Raw genomic sequence first — 25,189 nt, forward strand, 5'->3', positions numbered from 1 at the left:
TCAAGTCCTTTGCCACCCAACTTTATGAGGTGCAAAGTGTTTAAAAAATGTCTTCCGCTTTTACTGCTGTGCGCAGCGCCTGCTTTCGCCAAACCTGTACTGACCGTTTATACCTACGACTCGTTCGCAGCTGACTGGGGCCCGGGCCCGACAATAAAAAAAACCTTTGAAGCTGACTGCAACTGTGAACTGAAACTGGTCGCGCTGGAAGATGGTGTCTCGCTGCTTAACCGCCTGCGCATGGAAGGAAAAAACAGTAAAGCTGACGTCGTACTGGGCCTCGATAACAACCTTCTGGAAGCCGCCACCCAAACCAAACTGTTTGCCAAAAGCGGTGTAGCAAGTGAAGCCGTAAACGTGCCCGGCGGCTGGAAAAACGATACCTTCGTTCCGTTTGATTACGGCTATTTCGCCTTCGTTTATGATAAGAACAAGCTGAAGAATCCGCCCAAAAGCCTGAAAGAACTGGTAGAGAGCGATCAAAAATGGCGCGTCATTTATCAGGACCCGCGTACCAGCACGCCGGGGCTGGGCCTGCTGCTATGGATGCAAAAAGTCTATGGCGATAATGCGCCGGAGGCCTGGCGCGCGCTTTCGGCAAAAACCGTCACGGTCACCAAGGGCTGGAGTGAAGCCTACGGCCTGTTCCTGAAAGGCGAAAGCGACCTGGTACTCAGCTACACCACCTCTCCGGCCTATCACATCATCGCCGAGAAAAAAGACAACTACGTCGCAGCCAACTTTAGCGAAGGCCACTATTTGCAGGTAGAAGTCGCCGCCCGTACTGCGGCCAGCAAACAGCCGGAACTGGCCGAGAAATTCCTCAAGTTTATGGTGTCTCCGGCCTTCCAGAACGCGATTCCGACCGGTAACTGGATGTATCCGGTAACCCAGGTCGCCCTGCCGTCTGGATTCGAGCAACTGAATAAGCCAGCCACCGCGCTGGAATTTACGCCGCAGCAGGTTGCGGCTCAACGCCAGGCATGGATTAGCGAATGGCAACGCGCCGTCAGCCGTTAATTCCCGGCTGGCTGGTTCCAGGGCTTACCGCCGCCACGCTGATGGTGGCCGTTGCCCTGGCCGCGTTTCTGGCGCTGTGGTTTAACGCCCCACGGGGGGAGTGGCTCTCACTGTGGCAAGACGACTACCTGTGGCACGTGGTGCGCTTTTCTTTCTGGCAGGCTTTTTTATCCGCAGTGTTGTCGGTCATCCCGGCGATTTTCCTTGCCAGAGCGCTCTATCGCCGCCGTTTTCCAGGACGACTGGCGCTGCTGCGCCTGTGCGCGATGACGTTAATCCTGCCAGTGCTGGTCGCGGTCTTCGGTATTCTTAGCGTGTACGGTCGTCAGGGCTGGCTGGCCTCGATCTGGCATACATTCGGGCTGGAATGGACGTTTTCGCCGTACGGTCTGCAGGGCATTCTGCTGGCGCACGTCTTTTTCAATCTGCCGATGGCCAGTCGTCTGCTGTTGCAGTCGCTGGAGAATATTCCCGGCGAACAGCGACAGTTAGCCGCTCAGTTGGGTCTGCGCGGCTGGCATTTCTTCCGCTTTGTTGAATGGCCGTGGCTGCGTCGGCAAATTCTTCCCGTCGCGGCGCTCATCTTTATGCTCTGTTTCGCCAGCTTCGCCACTGTTTTGTCACTGGGCGGTGGACCGCAGGCCACAACCATCGAGCTGGCGATTTATCAGGCGCTGAACTTTGATTACGATCCCGCCCGCGCCGCCATGCTGGCGTTGATCCAGATGGTTTGTTGTTTAGCGCTGGTGCTCTTCAGCCAACGTCTGAGCCGCGCCATCGCCCCCGGTACCACGTTGGTTCAGGGCTGGCGCGATCCCGACGATCATCTGCACAGCCGCCTGGCAGACGCACTGCTGATTATTCTGGCCCTGCTGCTACTGCTGCCGCCGCTGCTGGCGGTAATTGTCGATGGTATTAACCGCCATATGCTGGATGTTCTTAAGCAACCTGTACTGTGGCACGCACTGGGAACCTCGCTGCGCATTGCGCTGGCGGCAGGTGCGTTGTGCGTAGTTCTCACCATGATGCTGTTATGGAGCAGTCGTGAACTGCGTGCCCGACAGCAGGTGCTGGCGGGTCAGATGCTGGAACTTAGCGGCATGATGATCCTCGCCATGCCGGGCATCGTGCTGGCAACCGGCTTCTTTCTGCTGCTCAATAACACCATTGGACTCCCCGAATCAGCCGACGGGATTGTCATTTTTACCAATGCGCTGATGGCGATCCCTTACGCGCTGAAGGTACTGGAAAACCCAATGCGGGACGTCACCACCCGCTACAGTATGTTGTGCCAGTCGTTGGGAATTGAGGGATGGTCGCGCCTGAAAGTGGTTGAACTGCGTGCCCTGAAGCGCCCGCTGGCGCAGGCGATGGCTTTTGCCTGCGTGCTGTCGATTGGCGATTTTGGCGTGGTCGCGCTATTTGGTAATGAGGATTTCCGCACCCTGCCGTTTTATTTATATCAGCAGATTGGCTCTTATCGCAGTCAGGATGGCGCAGTTACGGCGTTATTGCTGCTGATCCTGTGCTTTACGCTGTTTACCGTTATTGAGAAATTGCCGGGTCGAAATGTTAAAACTGATTGATATCACATGGCTTTATCACCATTTGCCGATGCGCTTTACGCTGTCGATCGCACGCGGTGAGCAGGTCGCGATCCTCGGGCCCAGCGGCGCCGGGAAAAGTACGCTTCTGAATCTGATCGCCGGCTTCCTCACGCCTGCCAGCGGTACTATGTTGATTGAAGGTGAAGATCACACCGCCACGCCTCCCTCACGTCGCCCCGTTTCGATGCTGTTTCAGGAAAATAACCTGTTCAGCCACCTGAGCGTGCAGCAAAACATCGGCCTGGGCCTTAACCCGGGATTGAAGCTGAACGCATCGCAGCGGGAGAAAATGCATCACATCGCCCAGCAAATGGGGATCGACTCACTGCTGGAGCGCCTCCCCGGTGAGCTTTCCGGCGGTCAGCGACAGCGCGTAGCGCTGGCGCGTTGCCTGGTGCGGGAACAACCCATTTTGCTGCTTGATGAACCGTTCTCTGCGCTCGATCCCGCCCTGCGCCAGGAGATGTTAACGCTGGTTGCCGAGGTCTGTCGCGATAAACAGCTTACGTTGCTGATGGTGTCCCACAGCGTAGAAGATGCGGCGCGAATTGCGTCCCGTTCGATTGTGGTCGCCGACGGGCGCATCGCCTGGCAGGGCAAAACGGATGAGTTATTAAGCGGTCAGGCCAGCGCCTCGACGCTCTTGGGCATCAAAGCCGAGTGATTGATTTCCCAGGCCGGATAAGCGTCAGCGCCATCCGGCAAAAGAATCCTCAGAAACCCACGACTTTACGCAGAATATCAATATACACCGGCATCAGCGGATGGCGCAGTAACGCCACCAGCGCAACCACGCCGATCCCAAGCGTCAACGGCGCCAGATACAGTAAACGGCTGCGGGGGAAATACGCGGTTAAGCGATCGACTGCCGCTTTGCCGCTACGCCACAGTCGCCAGCAAAACCAGCCCCCTACCCATAGCAACAGCGCCGTCGCCAGCAGCAACCATTTGAAATCCCCGCTCTGCATCTCAGAAGGAATATCAATTGCCGCCCCCGCCAGGATCCCCGGCAGGAAGTAGAACGGCGGCCACAGTACGCAACCAATAATATTCGGGACGATAAATTTAGCGACAGGCAGATCCAGCATGCCCGCCACCATTGGCACCAGCGGACGCGTCGGTCCCACAAAACGCCCCACCAGAATGGTAAACATGCTGTGCTGATGCAGCGCGTGCTCGGTTTTATCCAGCAACGCCTTGTTCTTTTTCATGAACGACCAACGGTGCAGCGGCTTTTTAAAGCGCCAGCCCAACCAGAAAGAGATCCAGTCCCCCAACAGGCAACCAATGATGCCCGCAAGCCAGGCATGCCAGAAGTTCAGTTCGCCACTGCCAATCAGCGCCCCCAGCCCCGCCATCATCACGGTACCGGGCAGAATCAGACCAACCAGCGCCAGCGACTCCAGAAAGGCCACCAGCAGTACGGCGATCAGGGAGTACAGGGCGGACTGAAGAATAAAGTGTTCCAGCAATGCTTGCATAATGTGTCCGTCAGATTTACGAAGCAGGGATTTTGATAACCCGTCTCAACTTCGTCAAGCCATCAATTGTCTGAATAGATTGCGAGTTATGACAACTTTCAGGACACATCATTCACTTTTTATTCACATCCGGCGCGAAACTCGCTCGGACTGGCGCCAGTACATTTTTTGAAAACGCGAGAAAAATAGAGCTGATCGTCAAAGCCAACATTGCGCCCCACCGTAGCAATGGGCATACGAGTGGTACTCAGCAATAGCTTGGCCTGGCTGATACGCTGATCCTCGCGCCAGCTTAATACGCTGATACCCAACTGCTGACGGAACAGATGCGACAAACGGGAAGGTGACAGGCAGACGTGCTGTGCGACGCTGGCAATATCAAAATTACTGTCCGCCAGGTGATCGCTGATGTACTGGCAGGCGTCGCGCACGCGGTTGTCCATGGGGGGATGCAGCGATTCATTAATGGCTTCCATACGGCGGAGCAATAACTGTTCCAGTAAATTAATCGCCAGCAGTTCGGAATAGCGACCTTCTCCCTGCCCGGCGTTGATTATCTGCCCAAACAGTTCGTTAAAATGCGGCTGATGTGCTTCATCCGGACGAAAGAATCCGGTCTGGGCAAAAATGGCCGGCCAGGTCAGCCACTCCTGCCAGTAGGCGCGTGGGCGAAAGTAAACCCACTGGTGATACCACTCACTGGCATCAGGATGGCGTCCGTAGTGGTGAATTTCTCCGGGCGGAAACAGCAAAATATCGCCAGGCCGACAGACAAATTGTTTGCCCTGATTATTGATAACCCCTTCGCCACGGATAGTGAGATTGAGGATATAGCCCTTCATACCCAGCGGCCTGTCGATAAAAAAATCCAGGTATCCGTTCGCCTCGATGGGGGTTAATCCAGCCACCAAATGCGCGTTAAACGAATAGCCTGGCAGCAGGGGATCGTTTTGCGTTTCAGCCATAATTTCAATACTCCCTATGTTCTGCTAAGAAACAATTTGTCCATATTACGCCAGACATCATTGCCGTCGCCCCTGCGGGCCGCTGTGTTTGCGGTAATGGACCATCAACCCCGCTTGTGAAAAGCACTTTGTAAAAAATATGTACTGCGCCAACGTTAAAATCGGCTAACAAAAGTGTCTATAACTACGGCAGAAATGTCCACATTGATTATTTGCACGGCGTCACACTTTGTGATGCCACAGCATTTTAGTCCATAAGATTAGCGAATCCTGCCTGACGGTTTTTATCCCTACTAACTACTGTTTATCCATACCCGTATTTTTGGATGGAGTAAGACGATGGCGATTGCAATTGGCCTCGATTTTGGCAGTGATTCAGTACGCGCTTTGGCAGTGGAATGTGCCACCGGTGAAGAAATCGCCACCAGCGTAGAGTGGTACCCACGTTGGCAGGAAGGGCAGTATTGCGATGGCCCAAACAACCAGTTTCGGCATCATCCACGCGACTACATTGAATCGATGGAAGCGGCGCTGAAAACCGTGCTGGCCGAACTGAGCGTTAAACAGCGTGCGGAAGTGGTCGGGATTGGTGTTGACAGCACCGGTTCAACCCCGGCCCCCATCGATGCCGACGGCAACGTACTGGCGTTGCGTCCGGAGTTCGCTGAAAACCCAAATGCAATGTTTGTCCTGTGGAAAGATCACACCTCAGTAGAAGAAGCTGAAGAAATTACCCGTCTGTGCCACACACCGGGCAAGATCGATTACTCCCGCTATATCGGCGGTATTTATTCCAGCGAATGGTTCTGGGCCAAAATCCTGCATGTGACCCGTCAGGACCACGCGGTTGCCGAGGCCGCGGTTTCGTGGATTGAACTGTGCGACTGGGTTCCGGCCCTGCTCTCTAATACCGTACGTCCACAGGATATTCATCGCGGTCGCTGCAGCGCCGGGCATAAATCCCTGTGGCATGAAAGCTGGGGTGGTCTACCGCCAGCCAGTTTCTTTGACGAACTCGATCCCATCCTCAACCGCCATCTGCAATACCCGATGTTTACCGATACCTTCACTGCCGACCTGCCGGTTGGCACCCTGTGCGCCGAGTGGGCGCAGCGTCTGGGACTACCGGAAAGCGTGGTGATTGCAGGCGGCGCTTTTGACTGCCATATGGGCGCGGTCGGCGCGGGCGCACAGCCCAATACGCTGGTGAAAGTCATTGGCACGTCGACCTGCGACATTCTGATTGCTGACAAACACAGCGTCGGCGAGCGCGCGGTGAAAGGCATTTGCGGCCAGGTTGATGGCAGCGTGGTACCGCATTTTATTGGCCTAGAGGCAGGCCAGTCCGCGTTCGGCGATATCTATGCCTGGTTTAGCCGTGTGCTGAGCTGGCCGCTGGAGCAGCTTGCCACGCAGCACCCAGAGCTGAAGACCCAGATTAAAGCCAGCCAAAAACAGCTGCTACCAGCGCTAACCGAAGCCTGGGCGAGAAATCCGTCGCTGGATCACCTGCCGGTGGTGCTCGACTGGTTCAACGGTCGCCGTACGCCCAATGCCAACCAGCGTTTGAAAGGAGTGATTACCGATCTGAATCTGGCAACCGACGCGCCAGCGCTGTTCGGCGGTCTGATTGCCGCCACCGCCTTTGGTGCACGCGCCATCATGGAATGCTTCACCGAACAAGGCATTGCGGTTAACAACGTAATGGCGCTAGGCGGCATCGCCCGTAAAAACCCGGTAATCATGCAGGCCTGTTGTGACGTGCTCAACCGTCCGCTACAGATTGTCGCTTCAGACCAGTGCTGCGCACTCGGTGCGGCTATCTTTGCCGCCGTTGCCGCGAAAGTACACACCGATATCCCAGCCGCTCAGCAACAGATGGCAAGCGCCGTGGAAAACACGCTGCAACCTCGACCAGAGCAGGCTCAACGTTTTGAACAGCTTTACCGCCGCTACCAGCAGTGGGCGGTTAGCGCTGAACAACAATACCTTCCGGCTGCCGCTCCGGCGCAACAAACCCCGGTAGACCAGGCAACCCTGACACATTAAGGACACGACAATGACGATTTTTGATAACTATGAAGTGTGGTTTGTGATTGGTAGCCAGCATCTGTATGGCCCTGAAACCCTGCGTCAGGTAACCCAACATGCCGAGCACGTCGTTAACGCGCTGAATACTGAAGCTAAACTGCCCTGCAAACTGGTTTTAAAACCGCTGGGTACTTCACCTGACGAGATTACCGCTATTTGTCGTGACGCTAACTACGACGATCGCTGCGCAGGTCTGGTGGTCTGGCTGCACACTTTCTCTCCGGCCAAAATGTGGATTAACGGTCTGACTATCCTCAACAAGCCGCTGATGCAATTCCATACCCAGTTCAACGCCGCCCTGCCGTGGGACAGCATTGATATGGACTTTATGAACCTGAACCAGACCGCGCACGGCGGCCGTGAGTTCGGCTTCATCGGCGCACGTATGCGTCAACAGCACGCCGTGGTCACCGGTCACTGGCAGGACAAACAAGCGCACGAACGCATCGGCTCCTGGATGCGCCAGGCCGTGTCCAAACAGGATACCCGCCATCTGAAAGTCTGCCGTTTTGGCGACAACATGCGTGAAGTCGCGGTCACCGATGGCGATAAAGTCGCTGCGCAGATCAAATTCGGCTTCTCGGTAAATACCTGGGCCGTAGGCGATCTGGTGCAGGTAGTGAACTCCATTAGCGACGGCGAAATCAACGCGCTAATCGATGAGTATGAAGGCACCTACACCATGACGGCGGCAACGCAAGTCCACGGAGAGAAACGTCAAAACGTACTGGAAGCGGCCCGTATTGAACTGGGGATGAAGCGCTTCCTGGAACAGGGCGGATTCCACGCCTTTACCACGACATTTGAAGATTTACACGGCCTGAAACAGCTCCCGGGTCTGGCCGTACAGCGTCTGATGCAGCAAGGCTACGGCTTTGCGGGCGAAGGCGACTGGAAAACCGCCGCTCTGCTTCGCATCATGAAGGTGATGTCAACCGGTCTGCAGGGCGGCACCTCATTTATGGAGGATTACACCTACCACTTCGAGAAAGGCAACGATCTGGTGCTCGGCTCGCACATGCTGGAAGTGTGCCCGTCCATCGCGGTGGAAGATAAACCGATCCTCGACGTTCAGCATCTCGGCATTGGTGGTAAAGACGATCCCGCTCGTCTGATCTTCAACACCAAAACTGGTCCGGCAGTCGTTGCCAGCCTGATCGATCTTGGCGATCGCTATCGCCTGCTGGTTAACTGCATCGACACGGTTCAAACACCGCACTCCCTGCCGAAACTGCCGGTGGCTAACGCATTGTGGAAAGCCCAGCCTGATCTGCCAACCGCATCTGAAGCCTGGATCCTGGCCGGTGGCGCGCACCACACCGTCTTCAGCCACGCGCTGGATCTGAACGATATGCGCCAGTTCGCTGAAATGCACGATATCGAGATCGCCGTGATCGACAACGATACCCGCCTGCCGGCCTTTAAGGACGCGCTGCGCTGGAACGACGTCTATTACGGTTTTAAACGTTAATTATGTTGTTGCCGGATGGCTCTGCGTTTGCCCGCCATCCGGCACAGAGGAATCAACATGTTAGAAGATCTCAAACGTCAGGTGCTGGAAGCCAATCTGGCGTTGCCTAAGCACCACCTGGTCACCTTGACCTGGGGGAACGTGAGTGCCGTCGATCGCGAGCGCGGCGTGTTTGTGATTAAACCATCCGGGGTCGATTACAGCGTTATGACCGCAGAAGATATGGTCGTAGTCAGTATCGCCACCGGTGAGGTTGTAGAAGGTACGAAGAAACCCTCCTCCGATACCCCAACGCACCGTCTGCTGTATCAGGCATTCCCGACCATTGGCGGCATTGTTCATACCCATTCGCGTCATGCAACCATCTGGGCGCAGGCGGGCCAGTCGATTCCAGCCACGGGTACCACCCATGCGGACTATTTCTACGGATCGATTCCCTGCACACGGAAAATGACCGAGGAAGAAATCAACGGCGAATATGAGTGGGAAACCGGTAACGTGATCGTTGAAACCTTTGAGAAACAAGGCATTGACGCTTCGCAGATGCCTGGCGTGCTGGTGCACTCTCACGGTCCGTTTGCGTGGGGAAAAAACGCCGAAGATGCGGTACACAACGCCATCGTGTTGGAAGAAGTCGCCTACATGGGGATCTTCTGTCGCCAGCTCGCGCCGCAATTGCCGGATATGCAGCAAACCCTGTTAGATAAACACTACCTGCGTAAACACGGCGCAAAAGCCTACTACGGCCAGTGAAAACAATCTGAGCGCGCCCGAAATCTCGGTGGCGCGCTCTCTGGTTATTCCTTTATATATTCCGCAAACGCACTTCGATACACACAGTTATTAGCACAAACGTATTTAATCACGTTGTCATAATGTCCCTGCGCCTCTTCACCATCCAGTGAATGAAAGAAAATGTAATCTGTAATCGTTGACTGCCAGCGCTGTCCATTCAACAGATAATTAATCACCGTATCACGATGACCATTTATTCTGTCATGCCCTTGCCAGTGAAAGAAAGCATTCCCACGTTCAATAACCTCAGTACGCCAAATTTGACCTGACCACGTTCTATACTCAATATATTGACTTACTGATTTAATTGTAGGGTTAGATAACTGAGTATTAACAAATAAATAGTGATCATATCCTACCTGTAACGCCTGAGTATAAATATCCATAATAGGCCTCCATAACACTACGCACCCAAGCTATTGATATAAAACACCCGAGCTATCAGATGAATAAAATTATATTCAGCGATAAAAATCAAATTATACAGAGAGATATTCCCGACGAAATCGAACCGAAAATCCGTTTTTATCCAGACAATAGCAAGCCATAAAAATATATTATATTCAACCTGGTAACCCGAGTGTTTGATTAAAATAGTTACACTAACCATGAATAAAAACAAATAAAAAAATAACCATTTTTCCTGAACCGAGGGATGAGTAACAAAACCATACGAGCACGATTCCGAAAATGACATAAAAATCCTGAAACGGACTTCCAATTTATGAAACAAATATAATTACAAAACAATAATAAATACAAATAGCCATGACAGGCCAATAAAATAATTCAAGGAAGAGTTTTCAATTAAGGCATTCATTTATTAAATATCAAACCCTATCCAGTAACACTTTTACTGCGGAGGGCATTTTACTTTTATTGTCACAATAACTTCCCGCAGCTCTCATTTTTCACTGTACAAAATAACAGTGCAATCGTGTAAACCAGGCTATAATAATGCCTGGTTTTTTAATGGATACGCAGCGTGGCGCAGGCAGGCTTTATTTTAACCCGGCACTGGCGGGACACCCCGCAGGGAACTGAGGTCACATTCTGGCTGGCTACAGACGACGGGCCGCTACAGGTCACGCTCGCGCCTCAGGAGTCGGTCGCGTTTATTCCTGTCAGTCAGGTTCCTCGCGTAGCGTCATTATTACGCAATGAAAACGGCTATCGTCTGACGCCGCTGCAATTGCAAGACTTCCACCGCCAGCCCGTTTCCGGCCTGTATTGCCGCTCACATCGCCAGCTCATGCGGCTGGAAAAGCTGCTGCGTGAAAACGCAATTACCGTCTACGAGGCCGACGTGCGTCCGCCGGAACGGTATCTGATGGAGCGTTTTATCACCTCACCAGTTTGGGTTGAAGGCGACAGACATAACGGTACGCTGGTTAATGCCCGGTTGAAGCCGAACCCTGACTATCGACCGCCGCTGAAATGGGTCTCGCTGGATATCGAAACCACGCGCCACGGCGAACTCTACTGTATCGGCCTTGAAGGCTGTGGGCAGCGTATTGTCTACATGCTCGGCCCGGCAAACGGCGATGCCTCAGCGCTGGATTTTGAACTTGAATACGTCGCAAGCCGCCCGCAGTTACTGGAAAAGCTCAACGACTGGATTGCCCGTCACGATCCTGATGTGGTAATCGGCTGGAACGTCGTGCAATTCGATTTACGCGTCCTGCAAAAGCATGCTGAACGTTACCGCATTCCCCTGCGTTTTGGCCGTGACAATAGCGAGCTGGAGTGGCGCGAACATGGCTTCAAAAACGGCGTATTCTTCGCGCAGGCTAAAGGTCGCCTGATTATCGACGGCATTGAGGCGCTTAAATCCGCATTCTGGAATTTCTCATCCTTTTCGCTGGAAACGGTGTCACAGGAGCTGCTGGGCGAAGGGAAGTCGATAGATAATCCCTGGGACAGGATGGACGAAATAGATCGCCGGTTTGCCCAGGATAAGCCCGCACTCGCCACCTACAATCTCAAAGACTGTGAGCTGGTCACGCGTATTTTTCATAAAACCGAGATCATGCCATTTTTGCTGGAACGATCGACGGTAAACGGCCTGCCGGTCGACCGGCACGGCGGTTCCGTTGCCGCCTTCGGCCATCTCTACCTACCGCGAATGCACCGGGCGGGCTATGTGGCACCGAATCTGGGGGAAGTTCCCGCGCACGCCAGCCCCGGTGGCTACGTGATGGACTCGCGCCCGGGTTTGTACGACTCCGTGCTGGTGCTGGATTACAAAAGCCTGTACCCGTCAATTATTCGTACTTTTTTGATCGATCCAGTGGGACTTATCGAAGGGATGGCACAGCCGGATCGGGAACACAGTACCGAGGGGTTCCTTGACGCCTGGTTCTCACGCGAAAAGCACTGTCTGCCGGAAATTGTTACCCAGATCTGGCATGGGCGCGATGAAGCCAAACGCCGCGGCAATAAGCCGCTCTCACAGGCGCTGAAAATCATCATGAACGCGTTTTACGGCGTGCTTGGCACCACCGCCTGCCGCTTTTTCGACCCGAGGCTGGCTTCGTCTATCACCATGCGCGGTCACGCGATCATGCGTCAGACCAAAGCGCTGATTGAGGCTCAGGGTTACGACGTCATCTATGGCGACACCGACTCCACCTTTGTCTGGCTTAAAAAGGCGCACTCGGAAGACGATGCGGCCCGGATTGGTCGGGAGCTGGTGAGCTATGTCAACAACTGGTGGACGCAATCGCTGAAGCAGCAAAACCTGACCAGCGCGCTGGAGCTGGAATTTGAAACCCACTTTTGTCGCTTTCTGATGCCGACCATTCGCGGTGCAGATACCGGCAGCAAAAAACGCTACGCCGGAATGATTCAGTCGGGCGCTGAGCAACGCATGGTCTTTAAAGGTCTGGAAACGGTACGAACCGACTGGACGCCGCTGGCCCAGCAGTTTCAGCAGGAGCTGTACCTGCGAATTTTTCGTAACGAGCCTTATCAAGAGTTTGTTCGCGAGACTATCGACCGTCTGATGGCGGGTGAACTGGATGAACACCTGGTGTACCGCAAACGCCTGCGCCGCCCGTTGAGCGAATACCAGCGGAATGTTCCGCCGCACGTTCGCGCCGCGCGGCTCGCCGATGAGCAGAACGTCAAACTGGGGCGTCCTCAGCAGTATCAGAATCGTGGCACGATTAAATATGTCTGGACGATAAATGGACCTGAACCTGTTGATTATCAGCTATCTGCACTTGATTACGAGCATTATCTGACCCGCCAGATCCAGCCGGTTGCCGAGGGAATTCTTCCCTTTATTGACGATAATTTTGCTACACTACTCACAGGACAACTGGGGTTATTTTGACGCGTGACGAAACCGCCGCCATCCAGTACCATAGCGCCCTTTCCATTCCTGGACCCATTTAACACCCCTACCACTGATTTATTAGCCTGGTAGCGGGGTCGTATGCTCTCAATAACGGGGACTAGCCCGGAAAATGACGAGTATTGCCTGCAATTAAAGATATAGAGCCGAACATATATGCCTTTTACACTTGGTCAACGCTGGATCAGCGATACAGAAAGCGAATTGGGACTTGGTACTGTTGTCGCCATGGATGCGCGAACCGTCACTTTACTTTTCTCATCGACGGGTGAAAACCGTCTGTATGCGCGCAGTGATTCCCCCGTGACCCGCGTGATGTTCAATCCTGGTGACACGATCACGAGCCATGAAGGCTGGCAACTGCATGTCGATGAAGTAAAAGAAGAAAACGGCCTGCTTGCCTATATCGGAACCCGCCTTGATACCGAAGAAACCGGTGTAACGCTGCGTGAAGTGCTGCTCGACAGCAAACTGGTTTTCAGTAAACCCCAGGATCGCCTGTTTGCCGGCCAGATTGACCGTATGGACCGCTTTGCGCTGCGCTATCGCGCACGTAAATTTCAGAGCGAACAGTACCGTATGCCGTGGAGTGGTTTGCGTGGTCAACGTACCAGCCTGATCCCCCACCAGCTCAACATTGCCCATGATGTCGGCCGTCGTCATGCCCCTCGCGTGCTGCTGGCAGACGAAGTGGGTTTAGGTAAAACCATTGAAGCTGGGATGATCCTGCATCAACAGCTGCTGTCAGGCGCCGCGGAGCGCGTGCTGATCATCGTCCCGGAGACGTTACAGCACCAGTGGCTGGTCGAAATGCTGCGTCGTTTCAACCTGCGCTTTGCGCTGTTTGATGATGAGCGTTATGCAGAAGCGCAGCACGATGCCTACAACCCGTTTGAAACCGAACAGTTGGTTATCTGTTCGCTGGACTTTGCCCGTCGCAGTAAACAGCGTCTGGAGCACCTGTGTGATGCCGAGTGGGATCTGCTGATTGTCGATGAAGCCCATCACCTGGTGTGGAGCGAAGACGCGCCCAGCCGTGAATATATGGCCGTTGAACAGCTGGCAGAGCGCGTACCAGGCATCCTGCTGCTGACCGCAACGCCGGAACAGCTGGGCCTGGAAAGCCACTTTGCGCGCCTGCGTCTACTGGATCCAAGCCGCTTCCACGATTTCGCCCAGTTTGTTGAAGAACAGAAAAATTACCGTCCGGTCGCCGACGCCGTCGCCATGTTACTGGCTGGCAACAAGCTGAGTAACAATGAGCTGAACATGTTAGGTGACATGATTGGCGAACAGGACATTGAGCCGTTACTGCAAGCGGCAAACAGCGACAGCGAAGACGCCCAGAGCGCGCGTCAGGAGCTGGTTTCGATGCTGATGGACCGCCACGGCACCAGCCGCGTGCTGTTCCGAAATACCCGTAACGGTGTGAAAGGCTTCCCTAAACGCGAGCTGCATACCATCAAATTGCCGTTGCCAACCCAATACCAGACGGCCATTAAAGTCTCCGGCATTATGGGCGCGCGTAAGAGTGCGGAAGACCGCGCGCGCGACATGCTCTACCCGGAGCAGATTTATCAGGAATTCGAAGGCGACACCGGCACCTGGTGGAACTTTGACCCGCGCGTGGAATGGCTGATGGGCTACCTGACCAGCCACCGCTCGCAAAAAGTACTGGTTATCTGCGCGAAAGCCACCACTGCGCTTCAACTGGAGCAGGTTCTGCGCGAGCGCGAAGGTATCCGCGCCGCCGTATTCCATGAAGGGATGTCGATCATTGAACGTGACCGCGCTGCGGCCTGGTTTAGCGAAGAAGATAGCGGCGCCCAGGTGATGCTGTGCTCTGAAATCGGCTCCGAAGGGCGTAACTTCCAGTTCGCCAGCCATCTGGTGATGTTTGATCTGCCTTTCAATCCGGACCTGCTGGAACAGCGTATTGGCCGTCTGGACCGTATTGGTCAGGTGCATGATATCCAGATCCACGTTCCATACCTGGAAAAAACCGCGCAATCCGTGCTGGTGCGTTGGTACCACGAAGGTCTGGATGCGTTCGAACACACTTGCCCGACCGGACGTACCATCTATGACACGGTATATAACAATCTGATCGGCTACCTGGCTGAGCCAGAAAACACCGATGGCTTTGACGATCTGATCAAAACCTGTCGCGAACAGCATGACGCGCTGAAAGCGCAGCTGGAGCAAGGTCGCGATCGCCTGCTGGAGATTCACTCTAACGGCGGCGAAAAAGCGCTGGCGCTGGCTGAGAGTATTGAAGAACAGGACGACGATACCAGCCTGATCGCCTTCGCCATGAACCTGTTTGATATCGTTGGTATTAATCAGGATGACCGTGGCGACAATTTGATCGTGCTGACACCGTCCGATCATATGCTGGTGCCGGATTTCCCTGGGCTGCCGGAAGATGGCTGTACCATTACGTTTGAGCGTGATGTTGCCCTGTCGCGTGAAGACGCGCAGTTTATTACCTGGGAGCATCCGCTGATCCGTAATGGTCTGGATCTGATCCTCTCCGGCGACACCGGAAGCAGCACCATTTCTTTGCTGAAAAACAAAGCATTACCGGTCGGTACTCTGCTGGTTGAACTGGTCTACGTCGTTGAAGCGCAAGCGCCAAAACAGCTGCAGTTAAACCGCTTCCTGCCGCCAACGCCGGTACGCATGCTGCTGGACAAAAACGGCAACAACCTTGCCGCGCAGGTTGAATTCGAAACCTTTAACCGTCAGCTCAGCGCCGTTAACCGCCACACCGGCAGTAAACTGGTCAACGCCGTACAGCAGGATGTGCATGCCATTCTGCAACTCGGTGAAGCGCAGGTAGAAAAATCGGCCCGCGCGCTGATCGACGCGGCGCGCAAAGAGGCGGACGAGAAGCTGACGGCTGAACTCTCCCGTCTGGAAGCGCTGCGTGCCGTTAACCCGAACATCCGTGATGACGAACTCAGCGCCATTGAAAGCAATCGTCAGCTGGTGATGGAAAGCCTGGATCAGGCGGGATGGCGTCTGGATGCCCTGCGCCTGATCGTCGTGACGCATCAGTAACGGAGCCTGACATGGGGATGGAAAACTATAATCCGCCGCAGGAACCCTGGCTGGTTATCCTGTATCAGGATGAGCACATTATGGTGGTCAACAAGCCGAGCGGCTTGTTGTCCGTGCCGGGTCGTCTGGATGAACACAAAGACAGCGTGATGACGCGTATTCAGCGCGATTATCCTCAGGCTGAATCCGTACATCGTCTGGATATGGCAACCAGCGGCGTGATTGTAGTGGCGCTAACTAAAGCGGCAGAGCGCGAGCTAAAGCGCCAGTTTCGCGAACGCGAGCCGAAGAAACAGTATGTCGCACGCGTCTGGGGACATCCCGCTCCGGCCGAGGGGCTGGTTGATTTACCGCTGATTTGCGACTGGCCGAATCGGCCAAAGCAGAAAGTGTGTTATGAGACCGGAAAATCGGCGCAGACCGAGTATGAAGTGGTGGAGTTCGCGGAAGATAACACCGCCCGGGTCGTGCTCAAACCCATTACCGGACGCTCCCACCAGTTGCGTGTGCATATGCTGGCATTAGGGCATCCGATTCTGGGCGACCGCTTCTACGCCCCGCCACAGGCCCTGGCGTTAGCGCCGCGCCTGCTGCTGCACGCAGAGATGTTAACTATCACGCATCCCGAATACGGCAACAGTATGACGTTTAAAGTTCCGGCAGATTTTTAAACGCAGGCCCCATTTAGGCCGGGTGCTTCGCTTGCCCGGCCTACATTCATTAACGTGGGCCGGATAAGGCGCTAGCTGCCATCCGGCATAACGATTATTTAAAGCCTTTCTGTTCTTTAATTAGCTCGTAAGCTTTTTGAATTTCCTGCGCTTTTTGCTTCGCCATTTCCATCATTTCTGGCGGCAGGCCTTTCGCCACCAGTTTGTCCGGATGGTGCTCGCTCATCAGCTTACGGTATGCGCGCTTAATGGTGGTCGCATCATCGGTCGCTTTCACACCCAGCACATTGCAGGCGTCTTCCAGCGTCGGACCGCGTTGCGCCTGCTGCCAGCCACCGCCGCCGGACTGCTGCTGATATCCGCCGCCAAACTGGGCGCCGCCCTGCATCATGCGCAGAAACTGATCAAATTGGGTACGTGAGATCCCCAACTCTTCAGCAATCACATACAGCACTTCACGCTCGTTCGGATGCAACGACCCATCGGCAAAAGCTGCCTGGATCTGAATCTCCAGAAACATGCGGATCAGATCGAAGCGACCAAAACAGACGCTGCGAAACTGACGCATTTTTTCACGTAATGGGTAATTGTCCGATTTTCCCACCCGGAAGGCATGTTGCGCGGCGGTACGCGAGTCGCCGTGCAAATTCATTCGATCCATCAATTGACTGGCGATATGGATATCGGCTTCCGTGACGCGACCTTTGGATTTGGTCAGATGCCCCATCACCTCAAAAGTGGTGGCAAAAAACAGCACCTGGCGTTCACGCTGGTTGGCAAACCACGCCATTTTGCGCATGCGGGCTTTGTCGAACATGTGGCCAACTAACAGGCCCAGAACCACACCCCAGAAGCCGCCGCCCATCATTAAGGCCACGGCGACACCAATTATCTTTCCCCAATACTGCATAGACTCCCCAAATCTTTCTGCTCTCAGCCAGGATATGTCCCACAATATAAGGTGCTTTTACCGATTTACGGCTGCGGTCAATTGTGGGACATCGCCTATAATTTGCATTATCATACCTGTCATTCTATGCCGTGCCTAACACCACAAACGCTATACCCGTTGGATTTCGAGTTGCAACAAGGCGGCAACGCAGTGACCAATTCGTCTGGAACGAAGATGCAGCTTGAAAGGTGGCGGGATAAAATGGGCAGGATTAATACTAGCGAAGTGAAGATGAGATAAGTTAGGCTGTGACCGTTTGTCACGCGCGACGCTACTGATGATGGAACAATAAATACAACGTATGAAAAAACGTATTCCCACTCTTCTGGCCACCATGATTGCCAGCGCCCTCTATAGCCATCAGGGTCTGGCAGCCGATCTCGCCTCACAGTGTATGCTGGGCGTGCCAAGCTATGACCGTCCTCTGGTACAGGGCGAGACTAATGAATTACCCGTCACCATCACTGCTGACAACGCGAAAGGGAATTACCCGGATGACGCGGTGTTTACCGGCAATGTGGACATCGCACAGGGTAACAGCCGCCTGCAGGCCGACGAAGTGCAGCTTCATCAGAAGCAGGCAGAAGGCCAGCCGGAGCCAGTTCGTACCGTCGATGCGCTGGGCAATGTCCATTATGATGACAATCAGGTTATTCTGAAGGGGCCGAAGGGCTGGTCTAATCTGAATACCAAAGATACCAACATCTGGGAAGGTGATTATCAGATGGTAGGTCGTCAGGGGCGCGGAAAAGCCGATCTGATGAAACAGCGTGGGGAAAACCGCTATACCATTCTGGAAAACGGTAGCTTCACCTCCTGTCTGCCAGGTTCCAATACCTGGAGCGTCGTCGGTAGCGAAGTCATTCACGACCGTGAAGAACAGGTCGCAGAGATCTGGAACGCCCGTTTTAAACTGGGTCCGGTTCCGGTCTTTTACAGTCCTTATTTACAGTTACCCGTCGGCGATAAGCGTCGCTCTGGTTTCCTGATCCCGAACGCAAAATACTCTACCAATAACTATTTTGAGTTCTATCTCCCGTATTATTGGAACATTGCGCCCAATATGGACGCCACCATCACGCCGCATTATATACACCGTCGTGGCGGTATCATGTGGGAGAACGAATTCCGCTACCTCACCCAGGCGGGCGCAGGTCTGATGGAGTTCGACTATCTGAATTCCGATAAAGTGTACGAGGATGAACACCCGAAGGATGACAATTCCCGCCGCTGGCTGTTCTACTGGCAACACTCTGGTGTGATGGATCAGGTGTGGCGTTTCAACGTCGACTACACCAAGGTCAGCGACACCAGCTACTTTAATGATTTTGATAATAAATACGGTTCCAGTACCGACGGCTACGCCACGCAAAAATTTAGCGTCGGCTACGCAGTACAAAACTTTGACGCGACGGTTTCGACCAAGCAGTTCCAGGTCTTCGACGCACAAAACAGTAACAGTTACTCTGCGCAGCCGCAGTTAGACGTCAACTACTACCAGAATGATGTGGGCCCGTTTGACACCCGGATTTATGGTCAGGCAGTCCATTTCGTTAATTCCAACGACAACAGGCCGGAAGCAACTCGTTTACACCTTGAACCGACCATTAACCTGCCATTGTCGAATAATTGGGGAAGTATCAACACTGAGCTGAAGCTGATGGCAACGCACTATCAGCAAAACAACATCAGCGAGTATCAATCATTCGCAAGAAATAATTATCGTAACAATCCTAATCCGGATAATTTAAATACCCTTAACGCGGCCAATTCTCTGGAAGAGTCCGTGAACCGCGTAATGCCTCAGTTTAAAGTTGACGGCAAAATGGTGTTCGAGCGTGACATGCAGATGCTGGCGCCGGGTTATACCCAAACGCTGGAGCCCCGTGCGCAGTACCTGTATGTACCGTATCGCGATCAAAGTAATATTTTTAACTATGACTCGTCCCTTCTGCAAGCTGACTACAGCGGCCTGTTCCGCGATCGTACCTATGGCGGTCTGGACCGCATCGCGTCTGCCAACCAGGTAACGACCGGGGTCACATCTCGCGTTTATGATGACGCGGCCGTTGAACGTTTTAATATTTCTGTGGGTCAAATCTACTATTTCACCGAGTCTCGCACTGGCGATGACAACATTAAATGGGAGAATGACGACAAAACGGGCTCACTGGTATGGGCTGGCGACACCTACTGGCGCATCTCCGATCGCTGGGGTTTACGCAGTGGGATCCAGTACGACACGCGTCTGGACAGCGTTGCAACCAGCAGCAGCAGTATCGAATACCGCCGCGACGAAAACCGTATGCTGCAGCTGAACTACCGTTATGCCAGCTCTGAATATATCCAGGCAACCCTGCCGTCTTACTACTCTACAGCAGAGCAGTATAAAAACGGGATTTCACAAGTGGGCGCGGTGGCAAGCTTCCCGATCGCCGACCGCTGGTCGATTGTCGGGGCTTACTACTTTGATACCAACGTGAACAAAGAAGCGGATTCCATGCTGGGTCTGCAGTACAACTCCTGCTGTTACGCCATTCGCTTCGGCTACGAACGTAAGCTGAACGGCTGGGATGACACTCAGAAACATGCAGTTTATGACAACACGATCGGCTTTAATATCGAACTACGCGGCCTGAGTTCTAACTACGGTCTCGGCACCAACCAAATGTTACGTTCTAACATTTTGCCGTATCAAAGCTCTTTATGATCTGATTGATTTACAACGTAATCCGCTTTGCGGTTAATTGAAATGGAAAAAGTATGAAGAACTGGAAAACGCTGCTTCTCGGTATCGCCATGATCGCGAATACCAGTTTCGCTGCCCCGCAGGTAGTCGATAAAGTCGCAGCCGTCGTCAATAACGGCGTCGTTCTGGAAAGCGACGTCGATGGCTTAATGCAGTCAGTAAAACTTAATGCGGGTCAGGCTGGTCAACAATTACCGGACGACGCCACGCTGCGTCATCAGATCCTGGAACGTTTGATCATGGATCAAATCCTCCTGCAGATGGGTCAGAAGATGGGTGTTAAAATCTCTGACGAGCAACTGGATCAGGCAATTGCCAACATCGCCAAGCAAAACAACATGACGCTGGATCAGATGCGCAGCCGTCTGGCACAGGATGGCTTAAGCTATTCGACCTATCGTAGCCAGATCCGCAAAGAGATGACCATCTCTGAAGTGCGGAACAACGAAGTTCGCCGTCGCGTTACTATCCTGCCTCAGGAAGTGGATGCCCTGGCGCAGCAGGTCGGCAACCAAAACGATGCCAGCACCGAGCTGAACCTGAGCCACATTCTGATCCCATTACCGGAAAACCCAACTTCTGACCAGGTTAACGCGGCTGAAAGTCAGGCGCGCTCTGTTGTTGATGAAGCGCGTAACGGTAGCGATTTCGGCAAACTGGCTATCACCTATTCCGCTGACCAGCAGGCGCTGAAAGGCGGCCAGATGGGTTGGGGACGTATTCAGGAGCTGCCGGGCATCTTTGCCCAGGCGCTAAGCACCGCGAAAAAAGGCGATATCATCGGCCCAATTCGTTCTGGTGTCGGCTTCCACATCCTGAAAGTTAACGATATGCGTGGTCAAAGCCAGAGCATCTCCGTGACTGAAGTTCATGCCCGCCATATTCTGCTCAAGCCATCGCCGATCATGACCGATCAACAGGCGCGTCTGAAGCTGGAACAAATCGCAGCTGATATTAAGAGCGGTAAAACAACCTTCGCGGCAGCGGCTAAAGAATTTTCTCAGGATCCGGGTTCTGCCAACCAGGGCGGCGATCTGGGCTGGGCTGCAGCGGATATTTTCGATCCCGCTTTCCGCGATGCGCTGACCAAACTTCACAAAGGCCAGATGAGTACCCCGGTGCACTCCTCTTTCGGGTGGCATCTGATCGAGCTGCTGGACACGCGTAACGTTGATAAAACTGACGCGGCGCAGAAAGACAGAGCTTATCGTATGCTGATGAACCGTAAATTCTCGGAAGAAGCTGCGACCTGGATGCAGGAACAGCGCGCCAGCGCCTACGTTAAAGTTCTGAGCAACTAATGACTCGTATTCAACGCGTTGTGATCACTCCCGGCGAACCCGCCGGGATTGGCCCGGACCTGGTGGTTCAGCTCGCCCAGCGTGAGTGGCCTGTAGAACTCGTTGTCTGTGCGGATGCCGCACTCCTCAGTGACCGGGCAGCAATGCTCGGTTTACCGCTTTCACTCCTCCCATATTCTTCAGATACCCCAGCCAGACCGCAATCAGCAGGTACGTTGACGCTGTTGCCGATTGCTCTGCGGGCGCCTGTTATCGCGGGTCAGTTGGCGGTAGAGAACGGACAATATGTGGTGGATACGCTGGCTCGCGCCTGCGATGGTTGTCTGCAAGGTGAGTTTGCGGCGCTGATTACCGGCCCGGTGCACAAGGGCGTAATCAATGACGCAGGCGTCCCGTTTACCGGACATACCGAGTTTTTTGAAGAGCGCTCACAGGCGAAGAAAGTCGTCATGATGCTGGCGACTGAAGCGCTGCGCGTTGCCCTGGCAACCACTCATTTGCCGCTCAGAGCCGTTGCCGACGCCATTACGCCTGCTCTGCTTAAAGAAGTGATCGGTATTTTGCATCATGATTTGCGCACCAAGTTTGGCATTGCCGATCCGCATATTCTGGTGTGCGGTCTTAACCCGCATGCCGGTGAAGGTGGTCATATGGGAACGGAAGAGATAGACACCCTCATTCCGGTCCTTGATGAACTGCGTGCGCAGGGGATGAAATTAAACGGCCCGCTGCCCGCAGATACGCTGTTTCAGCCCAAATATCTCGACCACGCGGATGCCGTGCTGGCAATGTACCACGATCAGGGTCTCCCCGTGCTAAAATACCAGGGATTTGGTCGCGGTGTGAATATCACGCTGGGCCTGCCCTTTATTCGCACATCCGTCGATCACGGCACCGCGCTTGAACTTGCGGGTCGTGGGCAAGCAGATGTCGGCAGTTTTATTACGGCGCTTAATCTCGCCATCAAAATGATTGTTAATACCAATGAATAATCGAGTCCATCAGGGCCACTTAGCCCGTAAACGTTTCGGGCAAAACTTCCTCAACGATCAGTTTGTGATCGAAAGTATTGTCTCTGCTATCAACCCGCAGAAAGGTCAGGCTATGGTCGAAATCGGCCCGGGCCTGGCAGCGTTGACCGAACCTGTAGGCGAACGCCTGGACAAGCTCACGGTCATTGAGCTGGACCGCGATCTCGCCGCCCGCCTGCAAACACACCCGTTTTTAGGGCCGAAGCTGACGATTTATCAGCAAGATGCCATGACCATGAACTTCGGCGAACTCGCACAAACGATGGGTCAGCCGCTGCGCGTATTCGGCAACCTGCCGTACAACATCTCCACGCCGCTCATGTTCCATCTTTTTTCCTATACTGATGCCATCGCCGACATGCATTTCATGTTGCAAAAAGAGGTGGTTAACCGTCTGGTTGCAGGGCCAAACAGTAAAGCGTATGGTCGATTAAGCGTCATGGCGCAGTATTACTGCAATGTGATCCCGGTACTTGAAGTGCCGCCATCCGCATTTACGCCTGCGCCTAAAGTCGATTCCGCCGTGGTACGTCTGGTCCCTCACACGACAATGCCGTACCCCGTTAAAGATGTTCGTGTGCTGAGCCGTATTACCACTGAAGCGTTTAATCAGCGTCGCAAAACGGTACGTAATAGTCTCGGTAACCTGTTTAGCGTTGAAGTACTGACAGAGCTGGGCGTTGATCCGGCGATGCGAGCGGAAAATATCTCTGTCGCGCAATACTGCCGGATGGCTAACTATCTGTCAGAAAACGCGCCATCGAAGGAGAGTTAAACATGATCAATTCGCCCCGAGTGTGCATTCAGGTACAAAGCGTCTACATTGAGGCGCAATCCTCACCTGATGATGAACGTTACGTTTTTGCTTATACCGTGACTATCCGCAATTTGGGGCGAGCGCCTGTGCAGTTGTTGGGGCGTTATTGGTTGATCACCAATGGTCATGGCCGTGAAACCGAAGTTCAGGGCGAAGGCGTGGTTGGCGTTCAGCCCCACATCGAACCTGGCGAAGAGTACCAGTACACCAGCGGTGCGGTGATTGAAACACCGCTGGGCACCATGCAGGGTCATTACGAAATGATCGATGAGCAAGGGATCGCCTTTACCATCGACATTCCCGTGTTCCGACTCGCCGTTCCTACACTCATTCATTAAAACAATAGCTATGGCAACATACCTCATTGGCGACGTTCACGGTTGTTACGATGAACTGGTAGCCTTGCTGCACCAGGTTGACTTTAATCCAGAACAAGACACCTTATGGCTCACCGGCGATCTGGTCGCGCGTGGGCCAGGGTCGTTAGACGTTTTGCGCTACGTTAAATCGCTGGGCGACAGCGTGCGGTTAGTCCTCGGTAATCACGATTTACACCTGTTGGCCGTGTTTGCTGGCATCAGCCGTAATAAACCGAAAGACCGGCTCACGCCGCTGCTTGAGGCACCGGATGCTGACACGCTGCTTAACTGGCTACGTCGTCAGCCGCTGTTGCAGGTTGATGAAGAGAAGAAACTGGTCATGGCGCATGCAGGGATTACCCCACAGTGGGATCTGCAGACGGCGAAGGACTGTGCTCGCGATGTTGAAGCCGTGCTGTCGAGCGACTCTTATCCATTCTTCCTTGATGCCATGTACGGCGACATGCCAAATAACTGGACCCCGGAGCTGACGGGGCTGGCGCGCCTGCGTTTTATTACCAACGCGTTTACCCGCATGCGTTACTGCTTCCCCAATGGTCAGTTGGACATGTACAGCAAAGAGTCGCCAGAAGATGCGCCTGCCCCGCTGAAGCCGTGGTTTGCCATTCCTGGACCGGTCAGTGAAGCCTATAGCATTGCATTCGGGCACTGGGCATCGCTGGAGGGCAAAGGCACGCCAGAAGGTATTTACGCGTTAGATACGGGGTGTTGCTGGGGCGGGGATCTCACCTGTCTGCGCTGGGAAGACAAACAGTACTTTGTACAGCCATCAAATCGCCATCTGAATCTGGATCCCGGCGAGGCCGTCAACGCCTGATAGCCGTCTGCCGGATGGCGGTGCTTACACCTAATCCGGCAAACGAATGTGCAATCTGTAGGCCTGATTAGCGCAACGCCATCAGGCATCCACATTAACGACGTTCCAAAATCTCGAAGCAGTAGCTGTGGGAGTTTTGCGCGTCAGCATCGTGGAATTCACTGAACACCGATTCCCAGTCATCCGGTTCGTAGTCCGGGAAATGCGTATCCCCTTCAACTTCCGCATCAATGTGTGTCAGATACAGTTTCTGCGCTTTCGGCAGGAACTGCTCATACACACGCCCACCGCCAATAACCATGATTTCAGGTTCATCGCCACAGGCCGCGATCGCTTCCTCAACAGACTTCACCCACTGCACGCGATCGTCGGTGCCAGGCTTGCTGCTGATGACGATATTTTTACGCCCTGGCAACGGTCGCCCGATGGATTCCCACGTGTGGCGTCCCATGACAACCGGCTTGTTTAAGGTATTACGTTTAAACCAGGCGAGATCGGCAGGTAGGTTCCATGGCATGGCATTTTCCATACCGATGACGCGATCTACCGCTAACGCCGCAATCAGACTGATCATTGAATGTTTCCCGGATACAAAAAAATTGTCGCCACTATACGGAAAG

At 53.9% G+C, this 25,189-nt stretch carries 20 protein-coding genes; 15 read left to right on the forward strand and 5 right to left on the reverse strand.

The window, feature by feature from the left end; genetic code table 11:
* Positions 1–36 precede the first annotated feature (36 nt).
* Genes thiB through thiQ form a run of 3 tightly spaced genes read left to right on the forward strand, consistent with a single transcriptional unit; the run spans position 37 to position 3,291 of the window.
* Positions 37–1,020 (forward strand): thiamine ABC transporter substrate binding subunit, encoded by a 984-nt coding sequence (gene thiB / locus OGV93_RS14580; RefSeq protein WP_287109636.1) that lies wholly within the window; start codon positions 37–39, stop codon positions 1,018–1,020.
* On the forward strand, positions 996–2,606 hold the full coding sequence (gene thiP / locus OGV93_RS14585; RefSeq protein WP_287109637.1) for a thiamine/thiamine pyrophosphate ABC transporter permease ThiP: 1,611 nt from the start codon (positions 996–998) through the stop codon (positions 2,604–2,606). The genes thiB and thiP overlap by 25 nt, the downstream gene beginning before the upstream one ends.
* Positions 2,590–3,291 carry a thiamine ABC transporter ATP-binding protein ThiQ gene (gene thiQ, locus OGV93_RS14590; RefSeq protein WP_016151677.1) on the forward strand — a complete coding sequence of 234 codons (702 nt, stop codon included), beginning with the start codon at positions 2,590–2,592 and terminating at the stop codon, positions 3,289–3,291. The genes thiP and thiQ overlap by 17 nt, the downstream gene beginning before the upstream one ends.
* 49 nt (positions 3,292–3,340) lie before the next feature.
* Here thiQ and OGV93_RS14595 read toward each other — a convergent pair whose 3' ends face one another.
* Complete coding sequence (locus tag OGV93_RS14595; RefSeq protein ID WP_016151676.1) at positions 3,341–4,108, reverse strand: DedA family protein; 768 nt, start codon at positions 4,106–4,108, stop codon at positions 3,341–3,343.
* Positions 4,109–4,227: 119 nt separating this feature from the next.
* Complete coding sequence (gene araC, locus OGV93_RS14600) at positions 4,228–5,073, reverse strand: arabinose operon transcriptional regulator AraC (RefSeq protein ID WP_003018834.1); 846 nt, start codon at positions 5,071–5,073, stop codon at positions 4,228–4,230.
* A 339-nt stretch (positions 5,074–5,412) separates the two neighbouring features.
* Here araC and araB point away from each other — a divergent pair, with 339 nt between their 5' ends.
* From araB to araD, 3 genes are read left to right on the forward strand one after another with little or no spacing between them, the layout of a single operon-like run.
* The gene (gene araB / locus OGV93_RS14605; protein ID WP_287109638.1) at positions 5,413–7,122 is read left to right on the forward strand and encodes a ribulokinase; all 1,710 of its coding nucleotides are present in this window, start codon (positions 5,413–5,415) and stop codon (positions 7,120–7,122) included.
* Positions 7,123–7,132: 10 nt separating this feature from the next.
* The gene (araA, locus tag OGV93_RS14610) at positions 7,133–8,635 is read left to right on the forward strand and encodes an L-arabinose isomerase (RefSeq protein WP_103928900.1); all 1,503 of its coding nucleotides are present in this window, start codon (positions 7,133–7,135) and stop codon (positions 8,633–8,635) included.
* A 57-nt stretch (positions 8,636–8,692) separates the two neighbouring features.
* Positions 8,693–9,388: an L-ribulose-5-phosphate 4-epimerase gene (araD, locus tag OGV93_RS14615; RefSeq protein WP_016151673.1), complete on the forward strand. Its 696-nt coding sequence runs from the start codon at positions 8,693–8,695 to the stop codon at positions 9,386–9,388.
* Between the two features lie 44 nt (positions 9,389–9,432).
* Here the strand turns inward: araD and OGV93_RS14620 are convergent, their stop codons facing one another.
* The gene (locus OGV93_RS14620; protein ID WP_016155677.1) at positions 9,433–9,816 is read right to left on the reverse strand and encodes a DUF4751 family protein; all 384 of its coding nucleotides are present in this window, start codon (positions 9,814–9,816) and stop codon (positions 9,433–9,435) included.
* Between the two features lie 599 nt (positions 9,817–10,415).
* Between OGV93_RS14620 and polB the strand changes: the two genes are divergently transcribed.
* From polB to rluA, 3 genes are all read left to right on the forward strand, one after another.
* Positions 10,416–12,767 carry a DNA polymerase II gene (gene polB / locus OGV93_RS14625; RefSeq protein ID WP_049042519.1) on the forward strand — a complete coding sequence of 784 codons (2,352 nt, stop codon included), beginning with the start codon at positions 10,416–10,418 and terminating at the stop codon, positions 12,765–12,767.
* A 177-nt stretch (positions 12,768–12,944) separates the two neighbouring features.
* Entirely contained in the window at positions 12,945–15,851 is a 2,907-nt protein-coding gene (gene rapA, locus OGV93_RS14630; protein WP_047498352.1) for an RNA polymerase-associated protein RapA, read from the forward strand.
* Positions 15,852–15,862: 11 nt separating this feature from the next.
* Entirely contained in the window at positions 15,863–16,522 is a 660-nt protein-coding gene (gene rluA / locus OGV93_RS14635) for a bifunctional tRNA pseudouridine(32) synthase/23S rRNA pseudouridine(746) synthase RluA (RefSeq protein ID WP_016151668.1), read from the forward strand.
* A gap of 94 nt (positions 16,523–16,616) precedes the next feature.
* On the opposite strand, the gene djlA is transcribed toward rluA, so the two are convergent.
* The gene (gene djlA / locus OGV93_RS14640) at positions 16,617–17,432 is read right to left on the reverse strand and encodes a co-chaperone DjlA (RefSeq protein WP_287109640.1); all 816 of its coding nucleotides are present in this window, start codon (positions 17,430–17,432) and stop codon (positions 16,617–16,619) included.
* A 343-nt stretch (positions 17,433–17,775) separates the two neighbouring features.
* On the opposite strand from djlA, the gene lptD reads away from it, so the two are divergent.
* From lptD to apaH, 6 genes are read left to right on the forward strand one after another with little or no spacing between them, the layout of a single operon-like run.
* Positions 17,776–20,184: an LPS assembly protein LptD gene (lptD, locus tag OGV93_RS14645; RefSeq protein ID WP_287109642.1), complete on the forward strand. Its 2,409-nt coding sequence runs from the start codon at positions 17,776–17,778 to the stop codon at positions 20,182–20,184.
* 53 nt (positions 20,185–20,237) lie between these two features.
* Positions 20,238–21,524 (forward strand): peptidylprolyl isomerase SurA, encoded by a 1,287-nt coding sequence (gene surA, locus OGV93_RS14650; protein ID WP_016155672.1) that lies wholly within the window; start codon positions 20,238–20,240, stop codon positions 21,522–21,524.
* Positions 21,524–22,516 (forward strand): 4-hydroxythreonine-4-phosphate dehydrogenase PdxA, encoded by a 993-nt coding sequence (gene pdxA, locus OGV93_RS14655; RefSeq protein ID WP_200101199.1) that lies wholly within the window; start codon positions 21,524–21,526, stop codon positions 22,514–22,516. Before surA ends, pdxA begins: the two co-directional genes overlap by 1 nt.
* Positions 22,509–23,330, forward strand: coding sequence for a 16S rRNA (adenine(1518)-N(6)/adenine(1519)-N(6))-dimethyltransferase RsmA (gene rsmA / locus OGV93_RS14660; RefSeq protein WP_101700370.1), 822 nt, complete (start codon positions 22,509–22,511; stop codon positions 23,328–23,330). Before pdxA ends, rsmA begins: the two co-directional genes overlap by 8 nt.
* A 2-nt stretch (positions 23,331–23,332) precedes the next feature.
* Positions 23,333–23,710 (forward strand): Co2+/Mg2+ efflux facilitator ApaG/CorD, encoded by a 378-nt coding sequence (gene apaG, locus OGV93_RS14665; RefSeq protein WP_003018867.1) that lies wholly within the window; start codon positions 23,333–23,335, stop codon positions 23,708–23,710.
* A 10-nt stretch (positions 23,711–23,720) separates the two neighbouring features.
* Positions 23,721–24,569: a bis(5'-nucleosyl)-tetraphosphatase (symmetrical) ApaH gene (gene apaH / locus OGV93_RS14670; RefSeq protein ID WP_016151663.1), complete on the forward strand. Its 849-nt coding sequence runs from the start codon at positions 23,721–23,723 to the stop codon at positions 24,567–24,569.
* A 94-nt stretch (positions 24,570–24,663) separates the two neighbouring features.
* Here apaH and folA read toward each other — a convergent pair whose 3' ends face one another.
* A complete protein-coding gene (gene folA, locus OGV93_RS14675; RefSeq protein WP_016151662.1) occupies positions 24,664–25,143 on the reverse strand; it encodes a type 3 dihydrofolate reductase in 480 nt (159 codons plus the stop codon).
* Positions 25,144–25,189 lie beyond the last annotated feature (46 nt).

The sequence above is a fragment of the Citrobacter sp. Cb031 genome (genome assembly GCF_030336725.1).
Lineage (GTDB): Bacteria > Pseudomonadota > Gammaproteobacteria > Enterobacterales > Enterobacteriaceae > Citrobacter > Citrobacter braakii.